Genomic DNA, 18402 nt, shown 5'->3' on the forward strand with positions numbered 1-18402 from the left:
ACGGCGCCCGGCGACCGTCAGCTAGGCAAGGATTTCCGGGGTTCAAGTCTGTCCGAGCAGGATTTTTTCGACTCTTTCGCAGCATCCGGGTCGGGGCGGAAGTTACGGGCCGGCGCTTCCCGAGTAAACGCTGCCTTAACCTGTGCAGGGTCATGAGCTGCAGGTAGCTGCCGGGGACCCATGGACGACCTTTTACAGGAATTCATCGCCGAGACCCGCGAAACGCTCGAGGCGCTTTCGGGGGAGATCGTCGCGTGGGAGGCGGCACCGACCGATCGCGCGCGGCTCGATGCGATCTTCCGCTTCGTCCATACGGTGAAGGGCAGCTGCGGATTCCTCGACCTGCCGCGGCTGGCGCGGCTCAGCCATGCCGCCGAGGATGTGCTCGCCGCGGTGCGCGACGGCCAGCGGGTGCCCGACACGCTGCTGGTCGATGCGGTGCTGGCGATCGTCGACCGGATCGGCGAACTGGTCGAGGCGATTGATTCGGGCGCGGCGCTCGACGATTCGAGCGAGGAGCTGCTGATCGCCGCACTTGCCGAGGATGCGCGCCCGGTCGCGCAGGTCCAGCCTGCGGCGATGGTCCGCGCGAATGGTCGCTCGGTGCGCCTCAACGTCGACCTGCTCGACCGGATGATGAGCGGCATGTCGGAGATGGTGCTGGCGCGCAACGAGCTCGCCCGCCGGCTGCGCGACGAACAGGTCGATCCGCTGGTCGAGGCGGCGCTGGAGCGGCTGTCGCTGACCGTGTCCGAGATGCGCGACACCGTCACCCGCACCCGGATGCAACGCATCGATGCGTTGTTTTCTGCGTTGCCGCGGATGGTGCGCGATACCGCGGGGGAATTGGGCAAACTGGTCGCTCTCAGCATCGACGGGGCCGATGTCGAGCTCGATCGCGAGATGATCGAGCTGATGCGCGATCCGCTCGTCCACATCATCCGCAACGCGGTCGACCATGGCATCGAGCCGCCGGCCGAGCGCCGCGCCGCGGGCAAGCCGGACAGCGGCCGGCTGCTCGTCTCGGCGCGGCAGTCGGGCAACCAGATCCTGATCGAGATCGCCGACGACGGCCGCGGCATCGACAGCGACCGGCTCGCCGCCAAGGCGCGCGCGCTGGGTCTGGTCAGCGACGCCGCGCTCGCCGGCATGGATGCGGCGGCGCGGCTCGACCTGATCTTCCACGCCGGCCTGTCGAGCCGCGACACGGTCACCGCCATCTCGGGCCGTGGCGTCGGCATGGACGTGGTCCGCGCCAATATCGAGCATATCGGCGGCCGTATCCAGCTCACCAACCGGCCAGGGCAGGGGCTGACGATCGTCATCGCGGTGCCGCTGACGCTGTCGATCATGTCGACGATCGTCGTCGGCGTCGGCGACCAGCGGTTCGCGATCGCGCGCCAGTCGGTCGACGAGATCCTGCGCGTGCGTGGCGATACGGTGCGCATCGACACGATCGGCGATGCCGCGGTCGCGACGGTGCGCGGGCGGCGGCTGCCGCTGGTGTCGCTCGGCCGGCTGCTCGGCATCGGCGAGGGCGGCGAGACGACGCTGGCGATCGTCTCCACACGCGAGGGCGATTACGCGCTGGCGATCGATCACGTCATCGATACCGAGGAACTGGTGGTGAAGCCCGCCGCGCCCGCGGTGATGGCGACCGGCGTCTATGCTGGCCACACCCTGCCCGATTCCGGCCTGCCGATGCTGCTGCTCGATGCCTCGGGCATCGCGACCGTCGCCGGGCTGCGCTTCCTCCACGGCATCGCGGCGGAGGATGACGCCGCCGCCGCGGCGCCGCCGCCCGGCGTGCTCGCGCTGCTGTTCGACGACCTCGACGGCCAGCGCCGCGTGCTGCCGCTCGCCGCGATCGACCGGGTCGAGCCGGTCGCGACCGCGGCGATCCGCCGTACCGGCGGCCAGTTGCGGCTGGCGATCGGCGGCCATCTGGTGCCGCTTTATTCCGCCGCACCGATCGGCGAGCGCGGCGAGGTGCCGGTGCTGCGGCTGACCGACGGCGTGTCCGAGATCGCTTATGCGATCCACGAGCCGATCGAGATCGTCCAGCTGCCGACCGCGGTCGCACCCGCGCGCGGCGTCGGCCCGGTCGCGGGCGTAGTGATGATCGACGGCGAACAGGTCGAGCTGCTCGACGCGCATGCGCTGTTCGCCGGCGAGATGCGCCCGTTCGCCGACGACCGCTTGTGCTGGCTGCACCCCGATGCCGGCGGCTGGATGGAGACGTTCCTGCGGCCGATGCTGGAGGCGCTCGGCTATCGCTGCGTGATGCAGCCGCCGGCGGACGGCCCCGCCGATGTCGCCTTCATCATGAGCGACGCTGCGGTCGCGCCGGCCGCGGCGCGCAACGTCGTGCGGCTGCGACAGGAACGGCACGATGCCGGCGATCCCGCCAGCATCTATCGCTACGATCGTCCCGCGCTGCTCGACGCGCTGGCGCAGGCGGTGGGAGAACGCTGATGGGCCTGTTCCTGATCGCGCATATCGCCGGCCGCGGCGTCGCCATCGAGACCAGCCAGGTCGATTCGGTGGTCGACATCGCCGAGATCGTCGCGGTGCCGCGCGCCGAGGCGGCGGTGCGCGGGCTGGTCGCGCTGCGCAGCCGGGTGGTCACCGTCATCGACACCGGCACCGCGCTGGGCCTCGATCCCACCCCCGACACCGCGCGCCGCGCGGTGATCACGCGGATCGACGGCCATCATTATGCGATTCTAGTCGACGAACTGGAGGATGTGTCGGTGTTCGACCGCCAGCCGCTGTCGCCCGGCCTCGCGCTCGATCACGGCTGGGCGCAGGCCGGTGTCGGGCTGGTCGAGCGCGATGGCGAACCCTTGCTGATCATCGATCTCGCAGCCCTCGTGCCGCAACAGGTCCTCGCCGCTTAACGCGACGCTTACGCTTGGCTGTCATTCTGCCAAGTAGCGGTCATCGCTGGTAAAAAGGCTTATCCATGAAGACGTGCCTCGTAGTCGACGATTCGAAGGTGATCCGCAAGGTCGCGCGCCACATCCTGGAGACGCTCGATTTCACCGTGTCGGAGGCGTGCGACGGACGCGAGGCGCTGGATGCCTGCCTGGCCTCGCCGCCCGACGTGATCCTGCTCGACTGGAACATGCCGGTGATGAGCGGGATGGAATTCCTGCGCGCGCTGCGCGAGGCGCCGATCGCGTCGCGGCCGAAGGTGGTGTTCTGCACGACCGAGAACGGCATGGCCTATATCCGCGCCGCGATCGAGGCGGGCGCGGACGAATATGTGATGAAGCCGTTCGACCGCGACACGCTCGAATCGAAGCTCCAGATCGTCGGCATGGCCTGACGGGCAGGCGCCCCCGGCATGGCCACCGCCCATCCCCTGTCCGCGGCGAACGTCGCCGCAACGCGCCGTCCCGCGCGCGTGCTGATCGTCGACGATTCGGCGGTGGCGCGTGCGGTCATGGAACGCATCATCGCCGCCACCGACCGCTATGACGTGGTCGCCAGCGTCAGCACCGCCGCCGCGGCGCTGGCCGTGCTCGGCCGTGAGCGCGTCGACTTCGTGCTGCTCGACGTGCAGATGCCCGGCGTCGACGGACTGACCGCCTTGCCCGATCTGATCGCAGCGGGGCAGGGGGCGAACGTGATCGTCGTCTCCGGCCAGGCAGGCGAGGGCGCGGCGACGACGTTGCAGGCGCTGGCGCTCGGCGCGACCGATACGGTGTTCAAGCCGGCGAGTGGCGCACGGCTGGGCCAGTTCGGCGAAATCCTGGTCGACAAGCTCGACCGGCTCACCGGAGTCGTGGCGGCGGGCGAGCCTGCGCCTGCACCCGTGCCGATGCGCGCCGTCGCGACGCCGCCCCCGCCCGTGATCCCGGCGGGCGACGAATTCGACGTGATGGCGATCGGCGCCTCGACCGGCGGCATCCACGCCCTGAGCGCGCTGCTGGCGGAAATCCCGGTGTCCTTCCGCCTGCCGATCCTGATCACCCAGCACCTGCCGACCGCGTTCATGCCCTATTTCGCCGCGCAGCTCGCGGTGATCGGCAACCGCCCCTGCGACGTGGCGACGGACCGGCTGCGGCTGCGCCCCGGCCGCATCATCGTCGCGCCGGGCGACGCGCACATGCGCTGCGTCGCGCTCGGCGACGGCTCGGCCGCGATCCGGCTGAGCAGCGATCCGGCGGCGAGCGGCTGCACCCCCTCGGTCGATCCGATGTTCGCCTCGATGGCGGCGGTGTTCGGCGCGCGGATGCTCGCGGTGGTGCTGAGCGGCATGGGCCGGGACGGCGCCGAGGGCGCACGGCTGGTCCACCAGGCCGGCGGCTGCGTGCTCGTGCAGGATCAGGCGAGCTCGGTGATCTGGGGCATGCCCGGCGCGGTCGCCGACGGTGGCCATGCCGATGCGGTGCTGCCGCCCGCCGCGATCGGCCGCCTCGCCGCCGCCCGGCGCCGGCCATGACCGCCGCCTCGCACCCCGCCGTCTCGCAGGTCGCGCTCAACGTGTTCAGCGCGTTGCTGGAGGCGCGGACCGGGCAACAGATCGCCAGCTACCGGTCGTGGCGGATCGACACCGCGCTCAAGCCGCTGCTGCGCGAGCGCCGGCTGGAGACGCTCGACCAGCTCGTCACCTTGCTGCTGGAGGGGCAGGATGCGCGGGTCGGCGACCAGATCGTCAACGCGCTGGTCAATCAGGAAACCTCCTTCTTCCGCGATGCACCCGTCTTCGATCTGGTGATCGAGGCGGTCGCCACCGCCGAGGCGGCGGGGCGCCGCCCGCGCATCTGGTGTGCGGGCTGTTCGAGCGGCCAGGAGCCGCTGTCGCTGGCGATGCTGTTCGCCGAGCGCGCCGACGGCGGCGCGCCGGTGCCCGAGATCATCGCCACCGACGTGTCCGAGGCGGCGGTCGCCCGCGCCCGCGCCGGCCGCTATACGCAATTCGAGATCCAGCGCGGCCTGCCGATCCGCCGGATGGTCCGCTGGTTCTACGCCGACGGCAGCGACTGGGTCGCCAAGCCCGAACTGACCCGGCTGGTGACGGTGCGCCGCCACAATCTCGTCGCCGAACAGCCGCCGCCCGGCGCGTTCGATGTCATCCTGTGCCGCAACGTGCTGCTCTACCTGTCCGCCGCGACCAAGAGCAGCGTGTTCACGCGCTTCGCCGCGGCGATCCGGCCGGGCGGCACGCTGGCGCTCGGCGCGGGCGAGACGGTGATCGGCCAGACCAACGCCTTCGAGCCGAGCCGGCGCCTGCGCGGCCTGTACGAGCGTACCGGCCAGGCGCCGCACCAGCCGCGCGCCGCCGCCGCCTGATTCCGCTTACGCAACGGCGTGGCCTCCGCTAGGCTGTCGCGATGACCATCCTCGACACGCCCTCGCCGAACTTCGACGAGCGGTCGCTGCCGATCAGTATGATCGTGCTGCATTATACCGGCATGCAGGACGGGCCGTCGGCGCTGGCGCGCCTGCGCGACCCGGAGGCGAAGGTGTCGGCGCATTATCTGGTGGAGGAGGACGGCACCGTCTGCCGCCTGGTGCCCGAAGAGATGCGTGCCTGGCACGCCGGCCGTTCGCACTGGCGCGGCATCACCGACGTCAATTCGGCGAGCGTCGGTATCGAGATCGTCAATCCCGGCCACGAATGGGGCTATCGCCCCTTCACCGAGGAACAGATCGACGCGCTGATCCCGCTGGTCGCCGCGATCAAGGAGCGCCACGCCATCACCCGGGGCAATATCGTCGGCCATTCCGACATCGCCCCGGCGCGCAAGCGCGATCCGGGCGAGCTGTTCCCCTGGTCGCGGCTCGCCCGGCTGCGCCTCGCGCTGCCGCGGCCGACGCGCAACCTGATGGACCCGATGTGGCCGCAGGGCGGCTTCCTGCTCGCGCTCGAACGCTTCGGCTATGACGTCGCCGATCCGATGGCGGCGATCATGGCGTTCCAGCGTCGCTACCGCCCCGAGCTGATCGACGGCGAGATCGATGCCGAATGCCGGATGATCCTGCTCGCGCTCCTGCTGCCCAAGCCGCAGGGCGACGACTGATCGCGCTGACCGCCGCGGCGGAGCGGCGTGCGGACCGGCACCGCTTCCCTCGCGCGCCGTCACGCGCTAGGGCGACCGGCGTCAGAGGGTCGGGCGGCCGCGGGCATCCATTTGGGTGCGCGAGGAAAGTCCGGGCTCCGCGAAACGACGGTGCCGGGTAACGCCCGGCGGGGGCGACCCCAGGGAAAGTGCCACAGAGAGCAGACGGCGCCGGCTTCGGCCACGCCACGGTGAAAGGGTGCGGTAAGAGCGCACCGCGCGCCTGGTAACAGGGGCGGCACGGCAAACCCCACCGGGAGCAAGACCGAATAGGGGCGGCAAGGGGCTTCAGGCTCCGGGGCTTCGTTTCAGCCCGTCGCCCGGGTTGGTTGCTGGAGGCGGCGCGCGAGCGTCGTCCTAGAGGAATGGTCGCCTATCCTCCGCAAGGGGGTGGACAGAACCCGGCTTACAGACCCTCTGACATCATGCCCCCGTTGCACCGGGCGGCGCAGGGCTTATGTGGTTCCGATGGCGCGCAGCACATCTCGTTCGAACGATTGGGGGTTCCCGCGCTGGCGCGGCTATGGCTCGGGCCGCGAGACGACGACGGTGCGGATCTGCGACCGGCATGGCTGCGACGAACCGGGCGACTGCCCGGCGCCGAAATCGCCCAACAGCCCGGACCGCTGGTATTTCTGCGCGACCCACGCCGCCGAATACAATCGCGGCTGGAATTATTTCGAGGGCCTGTCCGCCGAGGAGGCGGCGCAGCGCGAGGCGTCGGAGACGCGTACCGCCTCGGGCTATGCCAATTCGGGTCATTATGCCTGGGGCGGTTCGGGCGACGGCACCCGCTCGCGCGACGAGATGCGCGCGCTCGAGGCGCTGGGGCTGGAGACGGACGCCGATTTCGACGCGGTGAAGACCGCGTGGCGCAAGCTCGCCAAGGAGAACCACCCCGACGTGCGCCCCGGCGACAGCCATGCCGCGGTGCGCTTCCAGACGGTACAGGCGGCCTATGAGGTGCTGCGGTCGGCGGAGGAGCGGCGCGAGTGGCGCCCCCGCTGAAGCAGATCCCCAGCGCCTGGCAGGGCGCGATCCTGGTCTGCGGCAAATGTTCGAAGAAGCTCGACGGCGGGTTCGGCAAGAAGGGGCGCACGCCGCTCGCCAAGCTGCTGCGCAAGATCCTGGGCGTGGGGAAGGGTCGCAAGGCGGCGCTCGGCGTGGTCGAGACGCGCTGCCTCGGCCTGTGTCCGGGCCGCGCGGTGGCGGTGATCGACGGCCGCGCGCCGGGAACGTGGCTGGTGGTGCCGCGGGACGCCGACGTCGCCGAACTCGCGGCGCGGCTGGCGGTGGGGCCGGCCGCCGCCCGCTGACGGCGGCGATCAGGCGTAGCGCGCGGCGGTCTCGCGGATCAGCGCGATCATGTTGGGGATGCCCTGCGTCCGGTTGGAGCTGAGCTGGTTCTTGAGGTCGAACGGCGCCAGCTCGCCCTCGATATCCGCCGCGGTGATCGCCGCCGGTGCGCGGTCCTGCACGGTGAGCAGCACCAGCGCGATGATCCCCTTGGTGATCGCCGCGTTGCTGTCGGCGAGGAAGTGGAGCGTGCCGTCCTCGCGCCGCGTCGGATAGACCCAGACCGACGCCGAACAGCCGCGCACCAGCGTCGCCTCGGTCTTCAGCGCCTCGGGCATCGGCTCCAGCGCGCGGCCGAGATCGATCAGCAGGCGATAGCGATCGTCGGGATCGAGGAAGTCGTATTCGTCGCGGATGTCGGCGATGCTGGTCATGCCGTGGCGGTACAGCCGGGGAGGAGAGGGGGCAACCGTTGCCGGCGGTGCCGGTTGGTCCGGCTTCTTCTCCCGTTCGTCATCCCGGCGAACGCCGGGACCCATGGTCGCGGGCGGCTGATGGTGCAGGCTACCGCCGGGTTCGTCTTGTCCATGGGTCCCGGCTTTCGCCGGGATGACGAAGCGGGTGGGTATCAGGGGGGCTCAGAGATCCACCCCCGCCGCGATCGCCTCGAGCTTGCGGATCCGCTCCTTCAGGTCGGCGATCTCGATGCGCGAGCCGGCGGACGGTCCCGCCGGGATCGCATGATGCGCAGCAAGCTGTTGCTGCTTCAGCGCCAGCCAGCCGCGCCAGCCGGACAGGCAGGCGCTGACCAGCATCGCCAGCCCGGCCAGGGCCACCAGCGAGAGGGTGAGATAGACGTTGGGATCGGTCATGATCGGCCTCCGTTCAGCGGTCGCGCAGCCGTTCGATCTCGCGGTCGAGATCGACGCTGCTGCGGGTGTCGGTGATGACGCGCTCCAGCACCTGGATGCGCTCCTTGAGTTGCTGCACCTCGCTGGCGAGGCGCTCGGTATCGTCACGCGCCGGCAGCGGCACGTCGTGGCGGCGGGCGGCGGCGATGCGGGCGCGCAGCACGCCGCCGAGGATCGCCAGCGCCACGATGATGACGACCATTTCCTGCGGGTTCATCGATCCGTCCTTTCGGGATCAGTTGATCGGCAGCCGGCCGGGCCGGGTGTCGCGCAGGCTGTCGATCTCCCGCGCCAGATCGGCGCCGCGATCGGTGACGATGCGTTCGAGGACGCGGACCCGCTCCTCCAGCCGCTCGGTCTGCGCGGCATATTGCGCCGCCTTCTCCGCGGTCTGCGCGTTGAGCGCTGCGGCCAGCGTCTCCTTGTGCCGCAGCCAGCGTTTGAACATCTCGCTGCCAATACCCAGCGTCACCGGCAGGCCGATGACAACGACGGCGAGCATGAAGATCGTAAACCCGTTCATCGCGCGTTCCTCCTAGCGGTCGCGAAGCGCCTCGATCTCGCGGGCGGTGCGCTCGGCGGGATCGGTGGCGATGCGTTCGAGGACGGCGATCCGTTCCTCCAGCCGGCTGACCTGGCCGGTCAGCTTGTCGTTCTCGTTGCTGAGCAGCATGATCTTGCGCTCCGCCTCGATGTCCTCGGCGCCGCTCGTGCCGCGCCGGCGCCGGCTGCGGCGACTGTCGTCCTCGATCGGGTAGCCATGTTTGGCCTTGACCCAGGTGGTGAAGGCGTGGCGCGCACTGATCGCTCCGACGATACCCACCGGCACCATCCAACCCATGTCCATCGTGATTCTCCCTGAACCTGCCGTCGCGCGAGTCGTTGCTCAGCGCAGGCTGTCGATTTCCTCGGCCAGCCGGCTGTTGCGGCTGGTGTAGTGCAGTTCGATGTCGGCGAGCCGGCGGTCGATGTCGCGGAACTTGCTGCGCACTTCGGTGGTCGAGCGCGTCGGATTGGAGCGCACCCCCTGCCAGAATTTGGCATCCTCTGGCGTGTCGTACAGGCCGGTCGGCTTGTTGTCCGCCACCCAGGCGATGATCATATAGGCGATCACGATCCACCATTGTTGGGCGATGATCGTCATCCCCGCGACCCCGAGACGAACCCAGAGCACGTCGACCCCGGTATAATCCGCGATCCCCGCGCACACGCCCTTCCACTTGGCATCCTGCGGATCGAGGTAGAATTTGGTGCGGCTCGACATCTCAGTTCCTCCGGTCGATCTGGTAGGTGGGCTGTTGCGCGCTCAGGCTCGGCTTGAAGTCGGGATTGTCGGCGGCGACGATCCGCTCGACCGTATTGAGGCGATCTTCGAGGCGGCGGGCGAGATTGAACATCTCGTCGAGCAGCTTCTCGTCTTCCTGCGTGATCTTCGGCGCCTGCTTCCACTTGGTGATATAGTGGAAGACCAGCCACGGCAGGCCGATGAAGAGGATCGTGATCGCGAAAAAGGGGATGACGTCTTCCATCTCAATCCTCCTTCTTCATGCGCGCCTTCAGCGCGGCGAGTTCGGCGTCGACCTTGTCGCTCTGGCGCAGCTCGGCGATCTCCTCCTCGAGGCTCTTCGGTGCGCCCAGGCCCATCGCCTCGGCGCGGCCCTCGGCATCGTCGACGCGGCGTTCGAGAATGTCGAAGCGGCTGAACGCCTCGTTGGTCTTCGGACCCGAATACATCTCGCGCAGGCGATAGCGGTTGTTGGCGCTCTCCAGCCGGGTCTGCACGTTCGACTGTTTCGTGCGTGCCTCGGTCAGCTTCTTCTGCAGCTTGGCGATATCCTCCTCCGACGCGCGCAGCGCATCGTCGAGCACCTTGACCTCGATCTTGAGCTGCTCGGCCATGTCGGCGGCCTTCTGCTTCTCGACCAGCGCCGCCTTGGCGAGATCCTCGCGGTCCTTGCTCAGCGCCAGTTCGGCCTTCTCGGTCCAGCTCTCCTGCAGCTGTTCCAGCTTGCTGATATGGCGCCGCATCTCCTTCTGGTCGGCGATCGTGCGCGCCGCCGAGGCGCGGACCTCGACCAACGTCTCCTCCATCTCGAGGATGATCATCCGGATCATCTTCGCCGGATCTTCCGCCTTTTCGAGCAGGTCGGCGAAGTTGGCGGCGACGATGTCGCGGGTGCGGGAAAAAATGCCCATCGGTATCAATGCTCCTGAAAACGGGCCGGGTGGACGAGGGCGCCGCCCGGTTTGCGACCGCTTTACGCCGTCAGGCGTGCGGTCGTCACGGTCTCGCCCCCGCCGGTCGCCGGACCGACCGCACCAGCGACGCACGCGGCGCTGAACAGGACAGTGCAGACGACGGCGGCGAGCTTGCGACCGATCTCGGAATTGAACATGGAAACCTCCTGATTTCTGAACCTTGGTTCCGCTCGTTGGCGGGATGCCAGCAGCATTGCAGGGGTCGTGCCAATTGCGGAAACGGCAGAAATGCGCGCTTTTCTGGTGTCATAGGGATGTAGCACACGGATGAACGCTTGCGTAACGTTGGCGTTTTCCGCCAGATGTTGGCGATGGAACGCACGTCGCAAGTCATTGGCCAGTCGGGGGCCTTTCTGGATGCGCTGGAACGTGCCAGCCGCGCGGCGGCGCTCGACCGTCCCGTGCTGGTGATCGGCGAGCGCGGCACCGGCAAGGAACTGGTCGCCGAGCGGCTTCACCGCCTGTCGCCGCGCTGGGACCAGCCGTTGGTGATCATGAACTGCGCGGCGCTGCCGGAGACGCTGATCGAGGCGGAATTGTTCGGTCACGAGGCGGGCGCCTTCACCGGCGCGACCAAGGCGCGCGCCGGCCGGTTCGAGGAGGCGCATCGCGGCACGCTGTTCCTCGACGAGCTCGGCACGCTGTCGATGGCCGCGCAGGACCGGCTGCTGCGCGCGGTCGAATATGGCGAGATCACGCGGATCGGCGCGTCACGGCCGCTGCGCGTCGACGTGCGCATCGTCGCCGCGACCAACGAGCATCTGCCCGACAAGGTCGACCGCCATGAATTCCGCGCCGACCTGCTCGACCGCCTCTCGTTCGAGGTCGTCACGCTACCGCCGCTGCGCGCGCGCTCGGGCGATATCGCGGTGCTCGCGGATCATTTCGGGCGGCGGATGGCGTCGGAGATCGGCTGGGACCGCTGGCCGGGTTTCGGCCCGCGCGCGCTCGACCAGCTCCACAATCATCGCTGGCCGGGCAATGTGCGCGAATTGCGCAACGTCGTCGAGCGCGCGGTCTATCGCTGGGAAAGCGACGGTCCGGTCGATGCGATCGAGATCGATCCCTTCGCCTCGCCGTTCCGGCCGCAGGGCGGCCCCGGCGGCGGCCCGAGCCGGGCGCCGGCCGCCGATTCGCCGCCGCCCGCGGACGCGGCCAAGCCGCACGAGCCCGAGGACAGCCCCGTCGCCGCCTGCGATGCCGGCCCCTCCGACTTCAAGTCGCGCGTCGCGCAGTTCGAGCGCGACCTGCTCGCCCGCGCGCTCGCCGAGCATCGCTTCAACCAGCGCGCCACTGCCGAGGCGCTCGGCCTCAGTTATGACCAGCTACGCCATGCGCTGCGACGACACGAGTTGATCAACGCGACCGGTTCGTGACGCTTGCGTAACGGGGCGGGAGCGTTAGGCCGGCTTTTGCGTTAACGCGGGGACGACATCGTCCCTATCCAAGAGGAGCCTTGCCCATGGCATTCGAACTGCCGCCGCTGCCGTACGACTATGACGCGCTGGAACCGGTCATCTCCAAGGAAACGATGACCTTCCACCACGACAAGCATCACGCAGCCTATACCGCCAAGCTCAACGAGGGCGTCGCCGCCGATCCCAGCCTGGAAGGGCTGTCGATCGAGGACATCCTCGGCCGCATCTCGTCGCTGCCGCCGCTCGTCCGCAACAATGGCGGTGGCTATTGGAACCACGACTTCTTCTGGAAGATCATGGGCCCCAAGGGTTCGACGCAGCCGTCGGGCGCGCTCAAGGACGCGATCGACGCCTATGGCGGGCTCGACAAGCTCAAGGAGGACTTCAACACCAAGGGTGCGGGCCAGTTCGGTTCGGGCTGGGCCTGGGTGATCAAGGATTCGAGCGGCGCGCTCAAGGTCACCTCGACGCCCAACCAGGACAATCCGCTGATGGACGATGCCAAGGACAAGGGCACGCCCATCCTCGGCAACGACGTGTGGGAACACGCTTATTACCTCACCTACAAGAACGACCGGCCGGGCTATCTCAAGGCGTGGTGGGACGTGGTGAACTGGGACGAAGCCGGCAAGCGCTTCGACGCGGCGTAACCATCTTAACTCCTCCCTCGCTTCAGTGGGGGAGGGGGACCGCCCGGCGCAGCCGGGTGGTGGAGGGGGCGTTTCCGCACACGGTGACCTCGCCGTATCCTCCCCCTCCGTCACGCCCTGCGGGCGCGCCACCTCCCCCTGGCGGGGGAGGAATTTCACTCCGGCGGGATGCCCGCCTGCGGGTCGTCGCCCGTGTTAAGGCCATGCCGCAGCAGCATCGGAATATTGGCGAAGGCGAACAGCAGGGTGAGCGGGATCGCCCCCCACAATTTGAACCCGACCCAGAAATCCCAGTTGGTGTTGCGCCACACCGCCTCGTTGAGCGCGGCCATGCCGACGAAGAACAGCGCCCAATTGCGCGTCAGCTTGCGCCACCCCGCGGCATTCAGCCCCGGATAGGCGGTGCCGAGCAGCCCCTGGAGCAACGGCCGCCCGGTGAGCAGGCCGAAGGCCAGCACCGCGGCGAACATCGCGTAGACGAAGGTCGGCTTCATCTGGATGAACTTGGGGTCGTGGAACCAGACGGTCAGGCCGCCGAACAGCACGACGAACCCGCCCGAGATCCACAGCATCGGCGAGATCGTGCCGAGCTTCGTCTTCGACACCACCATCGCGATCACAGTGGCGATGACGAAGGCGGTGGTCGCGACGATCACCTTGGCGATCACCAGTGCCCCGGCGCGGTCGAGGTCGGAGAGGAAGCCGGTCCCCGCCGCGACGATCTGCATCGCAAGGCTGGCGGGGAACAGGAAATTGACCGCGAAGAAGACGAGTAGCGGGCCGTATTCGACGCCCATGCGAAGGCCGGGGGATTGCTGTCGGGTCATGCCGCCGTCTCCCCACGGGTTTCGTCACCCCGGACGTGTTCCGGGGTCCACTCATCCGCGCGCCTCGCGGCCCGTTCGATTTGCGGAACGGTGGACCCCGGAACAGGTCCGGGGTGACGGAGGGATGGGATCGCGGTCACTTGCGCACCCCCTGATCGACCCCGGCGATGATCCGCGCCACCTCGTTGGCGTCGAACGGCCTGAGATCGGTCATCCCTTCGCCGACACCGATCGCGTGGATCGGCAGCCCGTATTTCTCCGCCGCCGCGACCAGCACGCCGCCGCGCGCGGTGCCGTCGAGCTTGGTCATGACGAGGCCCGTCACCCCGGCGACCTCCTTGAACACCTCGATCTGGCTGAGCGCATTCTGTCCCGTCGTCGCGTCGAGCACCAGCACGACGTCATGCGGGCTCGCCGGATTGATCCGCCCGAGCACGCGGCGGATCTTGGCGAGTTCGTCCATCAGCTCGCGCTTGTTCTGCAAGCGCCCTGCGGTATCGACGATCAGCACGTCGATGCCCGTCTCGGTCGCCTTCTTGACCGCATCCCAGACGACGCCCGCGGCATCGCCGCCCTCCGGTCCGGTGACGATCGGCACGCCGACGCGGTCGGCCCAGGTGCGCAGCTGCCCGATCGCCGCGGCGCGGAACGTGTCGCCCGCGGCGAGCATCACACCATAATCCTGCTCCATCAGCAGATGCGCGAGCTTGGCGATCGTCGTCGTCTTGCCCGATCCGTTGACGCCGATCACCAGGATCACCTGCGGCCGCGGGAACGCCTCGATCTCCAGCGGCTTGGCGACACGCTCCAGCGCCTTTTCGACCTCCTCGGCGACGACCAGGCGGATGCCGAGCTCCTCCATGTTGCGCTCGAACGTCCCCTCGGCGAGGCGGGTGCGGATCTTGCCCGCGGTATCGGGGCCGAGGTCGGAGGCGATCAGCGCCTCCTCGATCTCATCGAGCGTCGCATCGTCGAGCCGCGCGCCGCCGAGGCCCGCCAGATTGCCGACCAGCCGGTCGGAGGTCTTCTTGAAGCCGCCGAGCAGCCGCTCGTGCCATGTCGGTGTGGTGCTCATATCATCGTACCTAGAAGGTGGGTGTCGGTCGCGTCGGTGATGCGTAACGTTACGATCTGTCCCGTTAGCCCTGAGCCTGTCGAAGGGCGGCTATCCGCAAGCGCCGCGCTTGGGGAGAGCGGGGCTTCGGCAGACTCAGCCCGGACGGGGGCGGGCATGAGGCGCACCTCAGCGAAATTTGCCGCATGGCCGCGGTCGCCGGGGCGTTCGAGCAGCACCTGCTGCACCGACCCGACCTGCGCCGCCAGCCACGCGGCCCTGCGCCGCGCCGCCGCGTCGCGCAACCGCTCGGCGCGCGCCTTGATCGCGGCCGCGTCGACCTGCGGCATCCGCGCCGCCGGCGTGCCGGCGCGCGGCGAATAGGGGAAGATATGGCCATGGACGATATCGGCATCGTCGATCAGCGCCAGCGTCTCGGCGAACATCGCCTCGTCCTCGGTCGGGAAGCCGGCGATCAGGTCGGCGCCGATCGCGATATCCGGCCGCGCCGCCTTCAGCCGCGCCACCGTCGCCACCGCCTGCGCGCGACTGTGCCGCCGCTTCATCCGCTTGAGGATGAAGTCGTTGCCCGCCTGGAAGGAGAGATGGAGGTGCGGCATCACCCGCGCCTCGCCGGTGACCAGCTCGAACAGGCGTTCGTCGATCTCGATCGAGTCGAGCGACGACAGCCGCAGCCGTTCCAGCGCCGGCACGTGGCGCAGGATGCGCTCGACCAGCATCCCCAGCGTCGGCGCGCCGGGCAGGTCGTGGCCGTAACTGGTCAGGTCGACCCCGGTCAGCACCACCTCGGCATGGCCGGCGTCGACCAGCCCGGCGATCCGCACGACCAGCGCGCCCGCCGGCACCGAGCGGCTCGGGCCGCGTCCGAACGGGATCGCGCAGAAGGTGCAGCGATGGTCGCAGCCGTTCTGCACCTCGACGAAGGCGCGGGCATGGCCGGTGAAGCTCGCGGCGAGATGCGGCGCGGTCTCGCGCAACTGCATGATATCGCCGACCACGACCGGCGCGAGGCTGTCCCACGCCGCGCGCAGCAGCTTCTCGCCATTGCCGATCACTCGGTCGACCTCGGGCATCGCCGCGAAGCCGGCGGGATCGAGCTGCGCCGCGCAGCCGGTGACGACCAGCTCGGCGCCGGGCCGCGCGCGGCGGGCGCGGCGGATCGCGACCCGCGTCGCCTTGACCGCGGCATTGGTCACCGCGCAGGAGTTGACGACCACGGTGTCCCGCCCGGCGATGAGCGTCCGGATCGTTTCGCTCTCGGCGATGTTGAGGCGGCAGCCGAGGGAGATCACCTCTGGCGCAGGAGCAGACATGGCGGGCGATTTAGTCAACGACGGCGGTCAAGTCCATGACATGGCGGCGGCGGTGCTCGACTTCTGGTTCGGGCTGACCGGCGAGCAGCAATTCGCCAAGGACGATGCGCTCGACCGGACGATCGCGGATCGGTTCGGCGCGATGCGCGACGGCGTGCTGCGCGCGCGGGCGGAGGGCTGGCGCGACGATCCCGACAGCCTGCTCGCCGCGATCATCCTGCTCGATCAGTTCTCGCGCAACCTGCACCGTGGCTCGGCTGAGGCGTTCGCGGCGGACGGCCTCGCGCTCGAACTGACGCGGATGGCGATCGCGCGGGGATGGGAGGATCATTATCCGCCAGAGCGGCGCGTGTTCCTCTACATGCCGCTGATGCACGCCGAGGACCTCGCGATGCAGGATCTATCGGTGGCGAAGTTCGAGGCGCTCGGGATTGCGGAGAACCTCGCCTTCGCGCGCGACCATCGCGACGTGATCGCGCGCTACGGCCGCTTTCCCAGCCGCAACGCCGCGCTGGGCCGCGAATCGACCGAGGCGGAACGCGCGTATCTCGCGCAGCCCGACGCGGGTTGGTGACGCGCGAGGTCGTCTCCGGGGCTAGCGCAGGTGACTGCGATGATGAGGCTCGATCGCTCTCCTCGCCAGATCCGTCACCCCGGACTCGTTCCGGGGTCCACTGGGCCGCGAGGGAACGGTGTCGAATCGAGCCTTTCTCCTCGCCGCAGAGTGGACCCCGGAACAAGTCCGGGGTGACGGGGTGGGGTGGGAAGGCGGCCGGCTGAAACAAACGTTTTTTGCGATCGACCTGCCGCGCCACGACCTAGCGCGCAACCCGCCGCCACCTTCGTGACCATGCGTCCTCGCGTCCGCCGGGACCACCGTGGGGCAGGGCGCCCAGCATCCTCGCACCGCCACCTGCCCTCAAAAACCACCAACCTTGCGCCCTGTCGCGATTTCGCCTAAAGGCGCCGCACGTTCCTCCACGGAATGCGATCGATGAAGCGCCTACGGGTGCACGCTGGCCGGCGAGGTTTCGCCCGCCGGCGTCTTTTGCGTTGCGTGGCTTGATGAGGATTTCGAGGCGATGTTCGACAGTCTGAGCGACCGGCTAGGCGGGGTATTCGACCGCCTGCGTGGCCGTGGCGCGCTGACCGAGGCCGATGTGCGGACCGCGATGCGCGAAGTGCGCGTCGCGCTGCTCGAGGCCGACGTCGCGCTGCCGGTGGCGCGCAGCTTCGTCGACAAGGTCACCGAACAGGCGGTCGGCCAGAACGTGCTGCGCTCGGTCACGCCGGGGCAGCAGGTCGTCAAGATCGTCAACGACGCGCTGGTCGAGATGCTCGGCGCCGATGCGTCGGAACTCGAACTGGCGGTCACGCCGCCCGCGGTCGTGATGATGGTCGGCCTGCAGGGCTCGGGCAAGACGACGACCACCGCCAAGATCGCCAAGCGCTTGGTCGCGCGCGACCGCAAGAAGGTGCTGATGGCGTCGCTCGACGTCAATCGCCCCAATGCGCAGGAGCAGCTCGCGACGCTCGGCACGCAGATCGAGGTGGCGACGCTGCCGATCATCGCCGGCCAGCAGCCGGTCGATATCGCCCGCCGCGCGCTCCAGGCCGCCAAGCTGCAGGGCTATGACGTCCTGATGCTCGACACCGCCGGTCGTCTCCACGTCGACCAGGCGCTGATGGACGAGATGAAGGCGGTGGCGGAGATCGCCACGCCACAGGAAATCCTGCTCGTCGTCGACTCGCTGACCGGTCAGGACGCGGTCAACGTCGCGCAGAACTTCTCCGAACAGGTGCCGCTGACCGGCGTCGTGCTGACCCGGATGGACGGCGACGCGCGTGGCGGTGCGGCGCTGTCGATGCGCGCGGTCACCGGCAAGCCGATCAAATTTGCCGGCACCGGGGAAAAGCTCGACGCGCTCGAAGCCTTCCACCCCAGCCGCGTCGCCGGCCGCATCCTCGGCATGGGCGACGTCGTCAGCCTCGTCGAGCGCGCTGCCGAATCGATCCAGCAGGAAGACGCCGAGCGGATGACCGCGCGGCTCGCCAAGGGTCAGTTCGACATGAACGACCTGCGCGGCCAGCTCCAGCAGATGCGCCGCATGGGCGGGCTCGGCGCGCTCGCCGGCATGATGCCGGGGATGAAGAAGGCGCAGGGCGCGCTGGCCACCGCGGGCGGCGACAAGATGCTCATCCACATGGATGCGATGATCGGGTCGATGACCGTCAAGGAGCGCGCCAAGCCCGAGCTGATCAACGCCAAGCGCAAGATCCGCATCGCCAAGGGATCGGGCACGACGGTGCAGGAGGTGAACAAGCTCCTGAAGATGCACCAGGAAATGTCCACCGCCATGAAGAAGATCAAGAAGATGGGCGGGCTCAAGGGCATGATGGCGATGCTCGGCAAGGGCGGCATGGGCGGCCTCGGCAATGCCCTCGGCGGCGCCGGCCTCGGCGACATGATGGATAAGGCCGGCGGCGGCCTGCCCAAGGGGCTCCCCGGCCTCGGCGGCGGTCAGGACGGCATGCCCAAACTGCCCCCCGGTTTCGAACATCTTCTCAAGAAGAAATAACAG

Annotated in this window: 24 protein-coding genes and 1 other RNA gene; 13 read left to right on the forward strand and 12 right to left on the reverse strand. The window is 68.9% G+C overall.

Features of this window, described 5'->3' with window-relative positions; genetic code table 11:
* The first annotated feature begins 180 nt into the window (after positions 1 to 180).
* From HD841_RS12440 to HD841_RS12480, 9 genes are all read left to right on the forward strand, one after another.
* Positions 181 to 2475: a chemotaxis protein CheA gene (locus HD841_RS12440; protein ID WP_179509188.1), complete on the forward strand. Its 2295-nt coding sequence runs from the start codon at positions 181 to 183 to the stop codon at positions 2473 to 2475.
* A complete protein-coding gene (locus HD841_RS12445) occupies positions 2475 to 2900 on the forward strand; it encodes a chemotaxis protein CheW (RefSeq protein ID WP_179509189.1) in 426 nt (141 codons plus the stop codon). Before HD841_RS12440 ends, HD841_RS12445 begins: the two co-directional genes overlap by 1 nt.
* A gap of 65 nt (positions 2901 to 2965) precedes the next feature.
* On the forward strand, positions 2966 to 3331 hold the full coding sequence (locus HD841_RS12450; RefSeq protein ID WP_179509190.1) for a response regulator: 366 nt from the start codon (positions 2966 to 2968) through the stop codon (positions 3329 to 3331).
* Positions 3332 to 3349: 18 nt separating this feature from the next.
* Entirely contained in the window at positions 3350 to 4450 is a 1101-nt protein-coding gene (locus HD841_RS12455) for a chemotaxis protein CheB (RefSeq protein WP_179509191.1), read from the forward strand.
* On the forward strand, positions 4447 to 5301 hold the full coding sequence (locus tag HD841_RS12460; RefSeq protein ID WP_179509192.1) for a CheR family methyltransferase: 855 nt from the start codon (positions 4447 to 4449) through the stop codon (positions 5299 to 5301). Before HD841_RS12455 ends, HD841_RS12460 begins: the two co-directional genes overlap by 4 nt.
* A gap of 41 nt (positions 5302 to 5342) precedes the next feature.
* Complete coding sequence (locus HD841_RS12465; protein ID WP_179509193.1) at positions 5343 to 6032, forward strand: N-acetylmuramoyl-L-alanine amidase; 690 nt, start codon at positions 5343 to 5345, stop codon at positions 6030 to 6032.
* 81 nt (positions 6033 to 6113) lie between these two features.
* Positions 6114 to 6496, forward strand: an RNA gene (rnpB, locus tag HD841_RS12470) — RNase P RNA component class A.
* Positions 6497 to 6539: 43 nt separating this feature from the next.
* Positions 6540 to 7079 (forward strand): J domain-containing protein, encoded by a 540-nt coding sequence (locus HD841_RS12475; RefSeq protein ID WP_179509194.1) that lies wholly within the window; start codon positions 6540 to 6542, stop codon positions 7077 to 7079.
* Positions 7064 to 7387 (forward strand): (2Fe-2S) ferredoxin domain-containing protein, encoded by a 324-nt coding sequence (locus tag HD841_RS12480; RefSeq protein WP_179509195.1) that lies wholly within the window; start codon positions 7064 to 7066, stop codon positions 7385 to 7387. Before HD841_RS12475 ends, HD841_RS12480 begins: the two co-directional genes overlap by 16 nt.
* A 9-nt stretch (positions 7388 to 7396) precedes the next feature.
* Here HD841_RS12480 and HD841_RS12485 read toward each other — a convergent pair whose 3' ends face one another.
* From HD841_RS12485 to HD841_RS12525, 9 genes are all read right to left on the reverse strand, one after another.
* Positions 7397 to 7801 carry a SufE family protein gene (locus HD841_RS12485; RefSeq protein WP_179509196.1) on the reverse strand — a complete coding sequence of 135 codons (405 nt, stop codon included), beginning with the start codon at positions 7799 to 7801 and terminating at the stop codon, positions 7397 to 7399.
* 204 nt (positions 7802 to 8005) lie between these two features.
* Positions 8006 to 8239 carry a hypothetical protein gene (locus tag HD841_RS12490; RefSeq protein WP_179509197.1) on the reverse strand — a complete coding sequence of 78 codons (234 nt, stop codon included), beginning with the start codon at positions 8237 to 8239 and terminating at the stop codon, positions 8006 to 8008.
* A 13-nt stretch (positions 8240 to 8252) separates the two neighbouring features.
* The gene (locus HD841_RS12495) at positions 8253 to 8495 is read right to left on the reverse strand and encodes a hypothetical protein (protein ID WP_179509198.1); all 243 of its coding nucleotides are present in this window, start codon (positions 8493 to 8495) and stop codon (positions 8253 to 8255) included.
* Positions 8496 to 8513: 18 nt separating this feature from the next.
* On the reverse strand, positions 8514 to 8801 hold the full coding sequence (locus HD841_RS12500; protein WP_179509199.1) for a hypothetical protein: 288 nt from the start codon (positions 8799 to 8801) through the stop codon (positions 8514 to 8516).
* A 12-nt stretch (positions 8802 to 8813) separates the two neighbouring features.
* Positions 8814 to 9119 (reverse strand): hypothetical protein, encoded by a 306-nt coding sequence (locus HD841_RS12505; protein ID WP_373563022.1) that lies wholly within the window; start codon positions 9117 to 9119, stop codon positions 8814 to 8816.
* A 45-nt stretch (positions 9120 to 9164) separates the two neighbouring features.
* Positions 9165 to 9542, reverse strand: coding sequence for an envelope stress response membrane protein PspC (pspC, locus tag HD841_RS12510; protein WP_179509200.1), 378 nt, complete (start codon positions 9540 to 9542; stop codon positions 9165 to 9167).
* Between the two features lies 1 nt (position 9543).
* Positions 9544 to 9807 (reverse strand): envelope stress response membrane protein PspB, encoded by a 264-nt coding sequence (gene pspB / locus HD841_RS12515; RefSeq protein ID WP_179509201.1) that lies wholly within the window; start codon positions 9805 to 9807, stop codon positions 9544 to 9546.
* A 1-nt stretch (position 9808) separates the two neighbouring features.
* Positions 9809 to 10474 carry a phage shock protein PspA gene (gene pspA, locus HD841_RS12520; protein ID WP_179509202.1) on the reverse strand — a complete coding sequence of 222 codons (666 nt, stop codon included), beginning with the start codon at positions 10472 to 10474 and terminating at the stop codon, positions 9809 to 9811.
* Between the two features lie 62 nt (positions 10475 to 10536).
* A complete protein-coding gene (locus HD841_RS12525) occupies positions 10537 to 10674 on the reverse strand; it encodes a hypothetical protein (RefSeq protein ID WP_179509203.1) in 138 nt (45 codons plus the stop codon).
* Positions 10675 to 10848: 174 nt separating this feature from the next.
* Between HD841_RS12525 and pspF the strand changes: the two genes are divergently transcribed.
* Together pspF and HD841_RS12535 are read left to right on the forward strand one after the other, a co-directional pair.
* Complete coding sequence (pspF, locus tag HD841_RS12530) at positions 10849 to 11913, forward strand: phage shock protein operon transcriptional activator (protein WP_179509204.1); 1065 nt, start codon at positions 10849 to 10851, stop codon at positions 11911 to 11913.
* An 86-nt stretch (positions 11914 to 11999) separates the two neighbouring features.
* Positions 12000 to 12605, forward strand: a complete 606-nt coding sequence (locus HD841_RS12535) for a superoxide dismutase (protein ID WP_179509205.1) — start codon at positions 12000 to 12002, stop codon at positions 12603 to 12605.
* Positions 12606 to 12760: 155 nt separating this feature from the next.
* Here HD841_RS12535 and HD841_RS12540 read toward each other — a convergent pair whose 3' ends face one another.
* From HD841_RS12540 to mtaB, 3 genes are all read right to left on the reverse strand, one after another.
* A complete protein-coding gene (locus tag HD841_RS12540; protein WP_257015498.1) occupies positions 12761 to 13432 on the reverse strand; it encodes an inner membrane-spanning protein YciB in 672 nt (223 codons plus the stop codon).
* Positions 13433 to 13568: 136 nt separating this feature from the next.
* Positions 13569 to 14507: a signal recognition particle-docking protein FtsY gene (gene ftsY / locus HD841_RS12545; RefSeq protein WP_179509206.1), complete on the reverse strand. Its 939-nt coding sequence runs from the start codon at positions 14505 to 14507 to the stop codon at positions 13569 to 13571.
* Complete coding sequence (gene mtaB / locus HD841_RS12550; protein WP_179509207.1) at positions 14504 to 15820, reverse strand: tRNA (N(6)-L-threonylcarbamoyladenosine(37)-C(2))-methylthiotransferase MtaB; 1317 nt, start codon at positions 15818 to 15820, stop codon at positions 14504 to 14506. Before mtaB ends, ftsY begins: the two co-directional genes overlap by 4 nt.
* Here mtaB and HD841_RS12555 point away from each other — a divergent pair.
* Complete coding sequence (locus HD841_RS12555) at positions 15819 to 16394, forward strand: DUF924 family protein (protein WP_373563012.1); 576 nt, start codon at positions 15819 to 15821, stop codon at positions 16392 to 16394. The genes mtaB and HD841_RS12555 overlap by 2 nt on opposite strands.
* 508 nt (positions 16395 to 16902) lie before the next feature.
* Positions 16903 to 18399 carry a signal recognition particle protein gene (gene ffh, locus HD841_RS12560; RefSeq protein WP_179509208.1) on the forward strand — a complete coding sequence of 499 codons (1497 nt, stop codon included), beginning with the start codon at positions 16903 to 16905 and terminating at the stop codon, positions 18397 to 18399.
* The last annotated feature ends 3 nt before the right edge of the window (positions 18400 to 18402 follow it).

The sequence above is a fragment of the Sphingomonas melonis genome (genome assembly GCF_013409985.1).
Taxonomy (GTDB): domain Bacteria; phylum Pseudomonadota; class Alphaproteobacteria; order Sphingomonadales; family Sphingomonadaceae; genus Sphingomonas; species Sphingomonas melonis_A.